The organism is Paenibacillus sp. FSL H7-689 (genome assembly GCF_000517905.1).
Classification (GTDB): Bacteria; Bacillota; Bacilli; order Paenibacillales; family Paenibacillaceae; genus Paenibacillus; species Paenibacillus amylolyticus.
Genome location: NZ_ASPU01000025.1, coordinates 1 through 13,096 on the forward strand (window position 1 = coordinate 1; position 13,096 = coordinate 13,096).

Below are 13,096 nucleotides of genomic sequence, written 5' to 3' on the forward strand. Positions count from 1 at the left end.
GTGCCTGGGCCATCGGCGGCGGCTGGCGCTGAACGCCGCCGACGCCTGGACGCAGCAGCGGCACGGCTTGAAGCCGCTGCTGCGCTGGTAGAGCCGTACCCCGCCATGGGGTCGGCGGTACGGGATCTGCGTGCACGCGCGGCTTCGCTTGCGGGCGGCACGTTCACTTTGGCGCTGTTCGGAGCATTCAGCGCCGGCAAATCCTCCTTCGCCAACGCGTTGCTGGGCGAAGCTGTACTACCCGTCTCGCCGCATCCAACAACAGCGGCGATTAACCGAATCATGGCTCCTGCCGGGGGCGCGGAGCATGGAACAGCCCGGGTCCGCATGAAGACCCGGGACGCCTTCCAGGAAGATCTTGGCTATTCCTTCCGATTGCTCGGACTGGGTGAGCCTGGAGCGGAGTGGCAGAAGCGAGTACGCTCCCTCTCACCACAGGATGTGCATCCGGCGGGGCGCCCGCATTACAGCTTTTTACAGGCGGCAGCAGCCGGCTGGGAAGAAACAGCGGACCAGTTAGGTCAGGATGTGCTGGTGGATCTGGACGGTTATCGTAACTTTGTCGCAAACGAGAAGAAGTCCTGTTTTGTAGACAGTATCGATCTCTATTACAGTTGCGATGTGACTGAACAAGGCATTGTATTGGTGGACACACCAGGAGCGGACTCCGTGAATGCTCGTCATACGGGTGTAACCTTCAATTATATGAAGAATGCGGATGCACTCATTTTTGTAACGTATTACAACCATGCTTTCTCACAAGGAGATCGCCAGTTCCTGAATCAGTTGGGACGTGTTAAGGATAGTTCTGCCATGGATCAGATGTTCTTTGTTGTGAATGCCAGTGACTTGTCTTCCTCTGAGGAAGAACTGGAGCAGGTTCTCGATCATGTGAGCACCCAACTGCGCAGTAATGGAATTCGGGCACCACGACTCTTCCCGGTATCCAGCATACTAGCGATGGAAGGCAAGATGGCAGGGGATTCGAAGCTGCTTGAGCAATCCGGTTTTATCCGTTTTGAGGAAGAGTTCAACCAATTTGCAGGCAGAGAATTAGCTGATCTTGCGGTAGGTGGAGCTTCCGAAGAGATGGCACGTGTCATTCAGCGAGTGAAGAAACGTGCCGAGGATGCAGCTCAGGGTGAGGAAGCACTGCAGCAGCGGCGGGATGAACTGGAGACGATCCAGGGACAGTCACGCCAGCGCATACAGCGACTTGCAGAGCGATCCATGAAGGAAGAATTGTCACAGGAAACAGCAGAATTGCTCTTCCATGTGCGGCAGCGACTTGCCTATCGCCTTGGTCTATTCATGGCAGAAGCATTCCATCCATCCGTACTTCGGGAGGATCGGGGCAATCTGAAGATGGCTTTTGCAGCCTGTGGACGTGAACTGTTACGCATGATTGCCATTGAACTGGAGCAGGAACTGCTTGCTACCACCCTCAGACTTGAACAGGCGGGTCAGACCTGGCTGATGAAGCAAGTTACGGAATGTATAGATGAGGTGAGGCAGTTATCAGGGGGCGTGGATGTGTCACTGCCACTGAACGAACGCTGGAGTACACCTGTGCTTGAAGAAGTTCGTCTGGAAGAACCGTCTGGATGGAAAAGCTATTTGAATTATTTCCGCAATCCGAAACAGTTCTTCGAAGGAGATGGACGTCAGCGATTACAGGAGGCACTTGATCCTGTCCTCAAACAGATGATCATTGAAGTTCTTCCTGCTGCGCAAGACAAACTGATTCAGTTTTATGACAACCAGATTTGTCAATCCTTGCAACACCAATCCCGTCAGTTGGAAGAACGTCTGGACGAGGCGGTGAGTGGAATTCAAGATACACTGGAGAGCGGAATTCCGGCGGAGCAATGGACCAGCTTGTCTAACCAACTGGAACAGATTGAACGCAGTTAAAATCACGGCAAAACGCGTATTCTCTGGAAGTCTTTGTAAAACAAAATGAATGATACAGCAACACATTGAAAATGTTGCGAAAATCAACCCAAAAAGGCCCCTGCCGAAAAGGCATATAGGGAGCCTTTTTTTGGTACGAACAACCTGAAATAAAGAGAATATTCAAACATTTGATTGAAAGGTGGGTATTTACCTTCGTTAATGCGTCAATAAGCTGAAAGCAGGCAGAATATGGTCTGTTATTCGCTTTGCCGCGAATGGGGTACGGTGATAAACTTCATAAATGTTCATAGTATTTTTGAACGACATAAGAGGAGGAGAAACATGGATGTTCTTAGGCAACTGCAAACCTTTTTTTGGGAAAAGCGAACGTATTTATTTGTATCAATCTTGTTCCTCGCCTTAGCGACCGCACTTGGGTTAGTGTATCCGTACATGCTGAGGATACTGATTGATGACATCATTGTTCCGCGAACTTTTGAAGACGTTCCCATAATTGCTTTGACTGTGTTAGGTGTAGTTATTTTGAAAGCGGGAATGCAGTTTTTACACGGATTTTTTGGAGGACGCTTGGGTAACTTCCTGGCGTACAGACTGCGTAACGCATGTTACGAAAAGCTTCAATTTTTATCCTTCCGTTATTATGATACGGCCAAGACAGGTGATCTGATGTCCCGCCTCACGGGAGATTTGGAAGCCATCCGTAACTTTATCGGATTTGGTTTCGCCCAGATTCTTAACATGGTTTTCATGGTCGTATTTGGCGCAATCATGATGATGACCATGAGTTGGCAGCTTACGCTGTTCACGCTCATATGCATCCCATTACTTGCCTTCGTTGCGCTGAGATTCGAATCCAAAATTCACCCTGCGTTTCAGGAGATGCGGCTGGCGCTCAGTTCACTGACAACAGCGGTACAGGAGAATATTACTGGCGTACGTACGGTAAAATCCTTTGCACGTGAGCCTTATGAAGTGGAGAAATTCTCCATACGTAATGAGCGTTACAAAACAAATCAGATTCATGCCGCAACATTGTGGAGTCGCTATTTTCCGATCATGGAGATTCTTGCTTCGGTGAGTATCGTGCTGTTGCTGGTGATCGGTGGAAGAATGGTTATACAGAAGACGCTGACACTCGGTGAACTCGTTGCCTTTTTCAGTTTGATCTGGTACATAATCGGTCCAATGTGGAACCTTGGGTTCCATATCAACAACTATACGCAATCCAAAGCTTCAGGTGAACGGGTGCTCGAGCTGCTGAATACGCCAGTGGATGTGGAAGAAACGCAAGATCCAGTCATTGTTGAGGCAGACCAGGTGAACGGCCATGTGACATTTGAATCCGTTACCTTTGCCTACGGCAACAAAATGCCAGCAGTAACCGATATTAATTTTGACGCTGCACCCGGTTCTGTAATCGGTTTCCTCGGGGGAACAGGGTCAGGTAAATCGACCATCATTCAGCTTCTGATGCGTGCCTATAACGTCAACTCGGGAACGATCAAGCTAGATGGCAAAAACATTAAAGACATAGGTATTCGCAGTTTGCGGAGTCAGATCGCTTCTGTTTTCCAGGAAACATTCCTGTTCTCATCCAGCATTCGCAATAATATTTCCTACGGGCTTAAGAACGTCACCATGGATGAGATCATCCGTGCAGCGAAGCTGGCCAAGGCTCATGACTTCATTATGGAGTTCCCGGACGGATATGACACGGTGGTTGGTGAGCGCGGCATGGGATTATCGGGTGGACAGAAACAGCGGATTGCGATTGCAAGGGCTTTGCTGAAAAATCCAAAAATTCTGGTACTTGATGATGCAACCAGCGCCGTGGACATGGAGACAGAACACGAGATTCAGTCCGGTTTCCAGGAAGTTATGCGCGGCAGAACGACATTTATTATTGCACACCGGATATCTTCACTACGACATGCAGATGAGATTCTGGTGCTCGATGAAGGCCGCGTGGTACAACGTGGCAAACATACCGAACTCATTGAAGTGCCTGGACCATATCAGGATGTTTATAAAATTCAATATGCAGATTATATTGCCCGCGGTAAGCGGGAGGCTGGGGAGCAGGTGAATTCATGAGTGCCGAAACGATAGCAGACAGGCGCGAGGCAAAAGTGGCCTCTGAGAAGAAACTGAATGAACGATTTGTGTATCAGGATGATGAAATTATTGAAAAACCGTTTAACTGGAAAGAATTTGGACGTTTATTTGCATACATGAAACCTTATGCGAAACAACTGTTACCACTCGTTATTCTAATGATGATCTTGGGTACCATTACAAAATTGTCCGTACCTTTTCTGATCAGTCTGGCGATTGACCGTGCCATCGCACCGGCAACGGGGTTGCCAAGCATGACTATGCTTTATCTTATTGCAGGCTCCATATTTGTGTTGTATCTCATCCAGTGGGCTGCCAATACGTACCGGATCAAATTGACAAACATTATCGGACAGCGTGTTATTTATGACCTTCGCTCGGATCTGTTCAAGCATATCCAGAAGCTGTCCTTTAACTTCTTTGACAAAAGACCGGCAGGTTCCGTACTGGTACGTGTTACGAATGATATTAATTCCCTTCAGGATCTATTCACTAACGGTGCAGTTAACGTCATGATCGACTGCGTACAGTTGCTCGGGATCATTGTGATCTTGCTGTTGATTAACTGGAAACTGGGTCTTGCCGTGATCATTACGGTGCCAATCATGTTTATCATCTCGACCAAACTGCGGGTGCTGATCCGTCGGGCTTGGCAGGATGTGCGCATGAAGAACTCTCGGATAAACTCCCACTTGAATGAATCCATTCAGGGGATTCGAGTGACTCAGGCTTACACACAGGAAAAAGAGAACATGAAGTATTTTGACAACATGAACCTGTCCAGCAAAAAGTCATGGGATAGAGCATCAGCGATGAACCAGGGCTTCGGACCGCTGATCGAGATTACCGGCGGATTCGGTACATTAATCCTTTTCTGGTTTGGTGCTTATCTGATTCAGGAAGGTCAGTTGACTGTGGGATTACTTGTTGCTTTTGCCAACTATGTCGGCAACTTCTGGGACCCAATCAACCGTCTGGGACAGATGTACAATCAGTTGCTGGTTGCAATGGCATCATCGGAGCGTATCTTCGAATTCATGGATGAAAAACCAAGTATTGCGGATAAACCAGGTGCCAAGCCACTTCCTTCTATTAAAGGGGATATCGCATTCGAAAATGTGGTGTTCGAATACGAGAAGGGCAGACAGGCGCTGAAAGGGATAAGCTTCTCCGCGGCTGCGGGACAATCGATTGCACTTGTTGGTCATACGGGCTCAGGTAAAAGTACGATCATCAATCTGATCAGTCGTTTCTATGATATATCCGGCGGACGTCTCACCATTGACGGACAGGATGTGCGGGATGTAACGGTAGAGAGTTTACGCAGCCAGATCAGCATTGTATTACAGGATACCTTCATCTTCTCGGGTACGATTCGTGACAATATTCGATTTGGACGACTGGATGCAACGAATGAAGAGGTGGAGGACGCAGCCAAAGCAGTCAATGCACACGAGTTCATCATGAAGCTGCCTGGCGGATACGATACCGAAGTAGAGGAACGCGGGAACGTATTATCCATGGGACAGCGACAACTGTTATCCTTTGCCCGTGCGCTGCTTGCTGATCCACGCATACTGATCCTGGATGAAGCTACAGCCAGTATTGACACGGAGACAGAGCTTAAAATCCAGGAAGCGTTGAAGGTGCTGTTGCAGGGAAGAACGTCCTTTATGGTCGCTCACCGTCTCTCAACCATCCGGAATGCAGATAACATTATCGTCCTGGATCATGGTGAAATTAAAGAAGAGGGCAACCATGAGCAGCTGATCCAAAAACAAGGCGTCTACAATGGATTAATAGAAGCTCAATACAGATTTTTGTGATGAAACCTTCGGACGCCTGTGAAGCGTCTGAACACATATGAACTTATAACACTCTGGCGTTCTATAGCCTGATCTTTCAATAATAAGCGCATCTTATTCATTGAAGACAGGTTAGAGGATAGCCGGAGTGTTTTTTTTATTCGTTAGTGTGGTATGTTATATTTTTGAAGAATGAAATCAATACAATCGTTCATGGCTGGAGGGAGATCAATGCAGATGGACAACAACGAAATAAATTCAAAGCATTTGGATCACCTGGATCATATGAATTTTAGGCTCCTTCAAGTTAATTATACGAGTGATCCTGCGACGGAGTGGCTTCTGAGGAAACACTTCATTGAAACATACATGTTATTATTTGTAGCCAGTGGGCAAGGGTGGTTAAAGATAGATGGCAGTTTCATCGAATTGAAGGCGGGCGGACTGTATGTAGGCTTCCCGGGGCAACTGGTTGAGGCAAATGTGCATTCGTTGGATAAAAGAGGCGTGTATCACATGAGTTTTGATGTCATGTACGCACTGGAGCAGGAGGGTGGAACAGCCCTTGAAATGATGAAGCAACTTTTACGTAATGAAGTAAATGGCGAGGTCAGCTCATCTTCACCCGTTGCTGTTGGCGTGATCTGTCAGATGATTTACCACCACACGTTGAAGAAGGATGGTTTGCAAAGGTACTATGGTCAGATTCGTTTTCAGGAACTGTTGTATACCATGTTTTACGACGTGGCCTTTACCGAAAATACGGACCTGGCTTCACCAATTGAACATGTCAAAGGCTACATGGAGCAGAATTATTCGAAGAGATTAACCATTGAGGAATTAGCAAATGTGGCACGAATGAGCCCTCGACATTTCATGCGTTTATTCAAGAAAAGGTATGGTTATAGTCCTGTTGACTATTTAACGCTATATCGAATTAAACAAGCCCAGATCTTAATGAGAAATGATCACAGTTATCGACTCAAGGATGTGGCATCATACGTGGGTTATCAGGATGAGACGTATTTCCGGCGTAAGTTCAAGCAAATCTCTGGCATTCCACCAGCAGCGTTTATACGTAATAGCAAACAAAAAATTGCTGCAATTCATTCTGTGAGCATTGGTATACTGCTTGCATTGCAGATCATCCCCTGTGCCGCGCCGGCAAGTCATCCGTGGACATACTATTACCGACGTAAATATGAAACGGACAAAGTTATGCCACTCGCAGAGAGTGAGACCACCTGGCTGGAACAGCTTCGATTAGTTAAACCTGATTATATTATTACTGTTGGGACGGAGTCTGAGGATTTGCAAAGACAGCTTCATTCCATTGCTCCTGTGTGTGACCTCCCGTGGGAAAAAGGAGATTGGAGAGAGCATTTGAGATATGTTGCAAGCTTTTTGGACAGGTCTGATATTGCAGAGGTATGGCTTCAAAGATATGAAGAGAAGGCAACGACCATAAAGGACCAGCTTGAGGATTTCATACGAAAAGACAGATTAGTTGTACTCAAAGTTTATGGTGAAGCGTTGCAGATGTTAGGCCCAAGGAGCATTGCTTCCGTTTTTTACGTTGATATGCAAATGGAGGGTCCCGAAGGAGTTGAGACTTATTGGGAACGGGGCACAGTAACCATTAGGGAGTTGTCTGTTCTCAACGTGGAAAGAATATTACTGATTGTGGGTGATGATGAGACATCCAGGCAGACATGGTCTGCTGTGCGTAAGTCTGAAGAATGGCTTGAGTTGTTAGCGGTACAGAATGGCAGAATGGATATCCTTTTGTCGAGCGTCCTGCTGGACTACACTGCGTTTACTCATGAGCTTATGTTGGATGAAATATTAAAGTTATGGCAAGATCGTCCATAGCAAAAAGTCTGAATAGTCAATATCATACCTGAACATATTTTAATATACTTACTCCTATATCAAATGATAATGATAATTATTATTAATTAGACGTTGTCATAACTAAATGCCATATAGGGGGTACATAAAGAATGAGATTCAGATGGTTAACGGTACTATGCACCATGATGTTGGTGCTCATTATTTCGGCTTGCGGTGCAACAGGCAACGAAGCATCCTCGAGCGAGGGACAAGAAGCGGGTACCGCCAATTCTTCAACAACAGAAACAAGTCAGGTAAAAAAAGTGACTACGGAAATGGGAGAAGTTGAAATTCCGGCGAACCCACAAAAAATAGTTGGTTTGTCCGTTGTATATCCAGAATTTTTATATTCACTTGGCATCGTACCCATCGCTGTACAGAACTACCATGAGGATTTTCCTTCTTACTTGCAAGAGCCATTCGCAAACACGATGAAAATGGGAATAGGAAGAACGCCTAACTTTGAAGCCCTCATGGAGGCAGATCCGGATTTAATTATTGCTCCTGACTGGTGGTCCAAAAAGGACTATGATCAGCTTACTCTGATTGCACCTACCGTACTTTTGCCACAGCGTGATGATTGGCGCGATGAACTGCGGGATATGGCCAAAATTCTGGACAAAGAAGAACAGGCAGAAAAGGTGATTCAGGATTTGGTGGATAAGGAGAAGGTAGCTGCTGCCAAATTGGATAAGCTGATTGGTGAGGAGACTGTTCTCTACATTAGAGTGATGGAAAAAGAAATCGTACTTCATGGGGAGAACCTTGACCGAGGAAACTTTGTCCATAAACGATTGGGAATGAATCCACTCCCTAATTTCCCGAAAGATCAAACTGCCATGTCCGTATCCTTGGAAGTACTGCCTGAATACGACGCAGATCATCTGATCGTTCAGCTGGATGATGAGACTAATCCGGAAATTAAAAAGAAATTTGAAGATATGTTATCTTCATCGTTATGGAAAAATCTGAAAGCAGTCAAGCAGGACCACGTCTATATGGTGGGTGGCAAGGAATGGTTCAATCTGGGAATGTCTCCACTTGCCGATGAATATGTCATTGATGATATTGTTGCTGCTTTTGAAGCAAAAAACAAATAAAGCAAACGGGTAAAGTTACATGTATCTCGAATTCATAACTAAATTAACAAGGTGTGTTTAAAATGAATGAAGAAGATATCTATGATGTAACCATCGTCGGAGGCGGACCGGCGGGATTATATGCGGCCTTTTATGCCGGGATGCGTGATATGAGAGTTAAGATCATTGACGGCAAAGACCAACTTGGTGGTTTTCTGCATACCTATTCCGAAAAAACTATTTGGGATGTGGGTGGCCTGCCACCAATGAAGTGTTCAAAGTTGATTGAGTATCTGGTTCAGCAGGCGAATACCTTTAATCCAACGGTTGAATTGAATTGCAAAGTAGATCGGTTCGCTCGACTGGACAACGAGATTTTGGCTCTGTATACTGCTGAAGGCGACATACACTATACGCGTACAATCATTGTTGCAGTGGGCCGCGGTATCGCAGAAATTCAGAAATTGGAGCTTCAGGAGCCGATTCAATGTGAGTATGAAAATCTTCATTACACCGTCCAAAATCCAGAACATTTTTCCGGGAAACGTGTGCTTATTTCAGGAGGAGGCAACAGTGCAGTAGATTGGGCAATTGAACTTGCTCAATTTGCACGGAGCGTAGTGGTCGTCCACCGAAAAAATGAGTTTCGTGCAATGGAACGCAATGTTAGCGAGATGAACAATGTAACGGATGTCAGAACACCATATAGCATCACACGGCTTCATAATCATGGTGAACGTATCCATCAGGTTGTAATTACGCATATGGAGAGTCAGGAAAATGTATTGTTAGATGTGGATGAAGTCGTAGTTAGTCATGGATATAAAAGCAATTTAAGTGATCTTGCCAGTTGTGGCTTAGAAATGGACGATGGAATGGTTCTAATGAGCCAACATGCGCATACGAACCTCCCGGGTATTTTTGCTGCAGGGGATTGTGCAACTCACGATAGCAAAGTCAGACTTATTGCCGGAGCCTTCAACGATGCGATTTTAGCTGTAAATAGTGCGAAAAAATACTTGACTCCAGATGCTCCCATGATGGCGTACGTCTCCTCCCATAATGAAATTTTCAGAGAAAAAAACAAACAAATCCCAAGGTTCTAAACTTGGGGTTTGTTTGCTAATTTATGATCACTGGAATATTAAAATCTACTCTTTTGACATTTCCTTAATTTTGGGAGGAATGGAAGGAGTATCGAATCTGTGAGCAGTAATTGTAAAATTTGATCGAAAAAACACAAAAAATCTTGTAAAATTCACAAGAAAAATAGGGAGCACTCTTGCAATCTTTAACCAAAACCCCGAAAATAGAGAGACAGATATAGAAGATTTCTCTTTGGGAGGATTGGAAAGAACATGTGGGGTGCTCCTTTTACGGCTCAAGCCAAAAAAATGCTGCTACTAGGCAGTGGAGAATTGGGAAAAGAGGTCGTTATTGAGGCCCAACGACTGGGAGTAGAGACGATCGCTGTTGATCGTTATGAGAACGCACCTGCAATGCAGGTCGCGCACCGGTCTTACTGCATCGACATGCTGGATGCCGAAGCTTTGAAACAATTGATCCGTAAAGAAAAACCTCATTACATCGTACCTGAGATTGAAGCTATTGCAACAGAAGCTTTACTGGAGCTTGAGGAAGAGGGATTTTGTGTAGTACCTACTGCCCGAGCTGCACGTCTAACGATGGATCGCGAAGGCATCCGTCGGCTTGCAGCCGAACAATTGAAACTTCCGACAGCTGATTACCTTTTTGCGGACAACCTGAAACAACTTCAGGAAGCCGTACGTGAGCTTGGCACACCTTGTGTCATTAAACCATTGATGAGTTCTTCCGGCAAAGGGCAGAGTGTATGCCGAACACCGGGCGACGTGGAGGATTGCTGGAACATTGCTCTCTCGGGGGCTCGTGGCAAATCCGTTCGTGTTATCGTGGAGAGCTTTGTGCAATTTGACAGTGAGATTACATTACTCACCGTTAGGTCTGTATCAGGCACCGTATTTTGTCCTCCGATTGGCCATATTCAGAAGGATGGGGATTATGTCGAATCCTGGCAGCCTCATGCAATGACTCCTGAGCAATGGCAGCAAGCTTGTCATATTGCCAAATCCGTCACAGATGAACTTGGCGGGTATGGACTGTTTGGAGTGGAATTGTTCCTCACATCGGATGGTGTTGTGTTCAGCGAGGTATCTCCTCGTCCACATGACACAGGTATGGTTACAATGGTGACGCAAGACAGTTCCGAGTTTGCGCTGCATGTGCGTGCAATTCTTGGTTTTCCGGTCACAGGTGTACATCTGTTGACACCGGGAGCTTCAGCAACGCTGAAGGCTAATGATGAAGCATCTGACTTTACTGTAGGCGGGATTGAAGAAGCACTGGCTCTTCCTCGTACTCAGATTCGTGTATTTGGCAAACCTGAGACCAAAGTAGGACGCCGAATGGCTGTAGCCTTAAGTGCTGGTCAAGATGTGGAAGAAGCTCGTAAAACAGCGGTGCAAGCCGCTAATATGCTGAAAGTGGAGGTAAATCATGTCCAATAATGTTGAGGCCCCTGTACTGATGATCCGAGAGTGTGAGCTACGAGATGCTGAAGCGGTAACGGGACTGATGCGAGAGGTCAGCTATCCGACAACAACCAATGTCATGAAAGAACGTATTGAATGTTTGGAAACCAATCCAAACGCATGCATGCTTGTTGCCGAAGTGGATGAACAAATTATTGGTGTGATTGGCTTGCAATGTGTGCAAAGTCATGCCTATCCAGAACCTGCCGCACAAATTACTTCCCTGATTGTAGGTCAAGAACATCGTGGTGGTGGGATTGCCCGTCGTCTGATGGCTCGTGCCGAAGATTGGGGCAGACAGCAAGGTGGTAAACAACTGTTTGTCACGGGTGCAAACCGTGAAGTGACTTCAACAACGTACTCTTTTTATGAGCACATTGGTTTTCAGAAGAGAGGGTATCGGTTCAGTAAAGTTCTTCTATAGTACAAATAAAGTTTCTTCTATTGCATGGAAATTCTCATGATATCCTGATCTGCACATTCTTGTGTGGTGAATGATAAATAGATGGTGAAGCGACATTCGACTAGCATTTTTAGTCCGAATGTCTTTTTTTTATGCTTTTGTAAAATCTGTAACATTCTAAAAAATGACAAAAAAGTTACTTTTCCATATTTTATAGGTTCACAATCTCCTGTCGAATTGATATACTGCTAGAGTATTAATTACAAAGTTGTAATAACTAATCTTAAGGAGATGAATGAATTTGAAAAAGAAATGGATGAAAACTGTCGTAACGAGTAGTCTGACAGCCGTACTGGCCGTAGGGGTAATGCTTCCTGCTTCCGCGTCTGCTGCAGATTCAACATATAAGACTATCACAACGTACAAAATTACAAGCACAGACAGCTTGAAAGCTTACATTGAGAAATGGCTCAAACAAAATGGATACACCGTATCCGAGGGGCAAATTGTAGAGAAACCTGCTACGCAGCCTGATCAAACGACGAAACCTGCTGAGCCGACAACAAAACCAACTCAACCAACAACAAAACCTGCTGAGCCTACAACTAAGCCTGAGCAACCGACTAAACCAACACAACCAGCTCAAGAAGAAAAACCGGAAACTACACCGGCTAAAGATCCTTCAAACACGGGTAACACAGGTAATACAGGTAACAATACAAGTAATAATGGTAGCGAAAGCACACAATCCGACTTTGCTACTCAAGTTGTAAAACTTGTGAACGCTGAGCGTGCTAAAGCAGGTCTGAACGCTCTGACTTCAGATGCACTTCTGGACAAAGTAGCTGTTGCTAAAGTAAAAGATATGAGTAACAATAACTATTTTGATCACCAGTCACCTACGTATGGTTCTCCGTTTGATATGATGAAACAATTCGGAGTAACTTACAGCTATGCAGGTGAGAACATTGCCCAAGGACAAAAAACACCACAGGAAGTGGTTACAGCTTGGATGAATAGTGAAGGTCACCGTGCCAATATTCTGAGCAAAAACTTTACGCATATCGGTGTAGGTTTCTACAACGGATATTGGGCACAAGAGTTTATCGGTAAGTAATCGATTTATAATGAAGAAAGTATGATTTTCTTTTCCACAAGGTTATGCCAGTACACAGTTCATATCTGTGTATGGCATAACCTTTTTTCCGTAAAATGACATATAAAAAATGAATTCTGCGAATGCAGCGCCAAAGTTTGCAAATTAACGACAGAACATTTATGTTATTTAGGAATAGCATCATCAGGGCGTGGCTG

General features: G+C 45.3%; 9 protein-coding genes. All 9 read left to right on the forward strand.

Features of this window, described 5'->3' with window-relative positions; genetic code table 11:
- The coding region (locus C170_RS19400; protein WP_036613266.1) for a dynamin family protein at nt 1–1,914 on the forward strand (1,914 nt) is incomplete at its 5' end.
- 324 nt (nt 1,915–2,238) lie between these two features.
- Nucleotides 2,239–4,011 carry an ABC transporter ATP-binding protein gene (locus tag C170_RS19405; RefSeq protein ID WP_036613268.1) on the forward strand — a complete coding sequence of 591 codons (1,773 nt, stop codon included), beginning with the start codon at nt 2,239–2,241 and terminating at the stop codon, nt 4,009–4,011.
- Nucleotides 4,008–5,858: an ABC transporter ATP-binding protein gene (locus C170_RS19410; RefSeq protein ID WP_036613270.1), complete on the forward strand. Its 1,851-nt coding sequence runs from the start codon at nt 4,008–4,010 to the stop codon at nt 5,856–5,858. The genes C170_RS19405 and C170_RS19410 overlap by 4 nt, the downstream gene beginning before the upstream one ends.
- A 210-nt stretch (nt 5,859–6,068) precedes the next feature.
- Nucleotides 6,069–7,709 (forward strand): AraC family transcriptional regulator, encoded by a 1,641-nt coding sequence (locus C170_RS19415; protein WP_036613272.1) that lies wholly within the window; start codon nt 6,069–6,071, stop codon nt 7,707–7,709.
- 131 nt (nt 7,710–7,840) lie between these two features.
- Nucleotides 7,841–8,830, forward strand: coding sequence for an ABC transporter substrate-binding protein (locus C170_RS19420; RefSeq protein WP_036613275.1), 990 nt, complete (start codon nt 7,841–7,843; stop codon nt 8,828–8,830).
- 62 nt (nt 8,831–8,892) lie between these two features.
- Nucleotides 8,893–9,915: an NAD(P)/FAD-dependent oxidoreductase gene (locus C170_RS19425; protein ID WP_036613278.1), complete on the forward strand. Its 1,023-nt coding sequence runs from the start codon at nt 8,893–8,895 to the stop codon at nt 9,913–9,915.
- Between the two features lie 252 nt (nt 9,916–10,167).
- Nucleotides 10,168–11,355 carry a formate-dependent phosphoribosylglycinamide formyltransferase gene (purT, locus tag C170_RS19430; RefSeq protein WP_036613281.1) on the forward strand — a complete coding sequence of 396 codons (1,188 nt, stop codon included), beginning with the start codon at nt 10,168–10,170 and terminating at the stop codon, nt 11,353–11,355.
- Nucleotides 11,345–11,803, forward strand: coding sequence for a GNAT family N-acetyltransferase (locus C170_RS19435; protein WP_036613284.1), 459 nt, complete (start codon nt 11,345–11,347; stop codon nt 11,801–11,803). Before purT ends, C170_RS19435 begins: the two co-directional genes overlap by 11 nt.
- 280 nt (nt 11,804–12,083) lie before the next feature.
- Nucleotides 12,084–12,899 (forward strand): CAP domain-containing protein, encoded by an 816-nt coding sequence (locus tag C170_RS19440; protein ID WP_051447300.1) that lies wholly within the window; start codon nt 12,084–12,086, stop codon nt 12,897–12,899.
- Nucleotides 12,900–13,096: the final 197 nt, after the last annotated feature.

Bases quoted from the DNA above. Each gene is read 5' to 3' on its own strand.
- C170_RS19405 (WP_036613268.1), top strand. From the start codon at position 2,239: ATGGATGTTCTTAGGCAACTGCAAACCTTTTTTTGGGAAAAGCGAACG.
- C170_RS19410 (WP_036613270.1), top strand. From the start codon at position 4,008: ATGAGTGCCGAAACGATAGCAGACAGGCGCGAGGCAAAAGTGGCCTCT.
- C170_RS19415 (WP_036613272.1), top strand. From the start codon at position 6,069: ATGCAGATGGACAACAACGAAATAAATTCAAAGCATTTGGATCACCTG.
- C170_RS19420 (WP_036613275.1), top strand. From the start codon at position 7,841: ATGAGATTCAGATGGTTAACGGTACTATGCACCATGATGTTGGTGCTC.
- C170_RS19425 (WP_036613278.1), top strand. From the start codon at position 8,893: ATGAATGAAGAAGATATCTATGATGTAACCATCGTCGGAGGCGGACCG.
- purT (WP_036613281.1), top strand. From the start codon at position 10,168: ATGTGGGGTGCTCCTTTTACGGCTCAAGCCAAAAAAATGCTGCTACTA.
- C170_RS19435 (WP_036613284.1), top strand. From the start codon at position 11,345: ATGTCCAATAATGTTGAGGCCCCTGTACTGATGATCCGAGAGTGTGAG.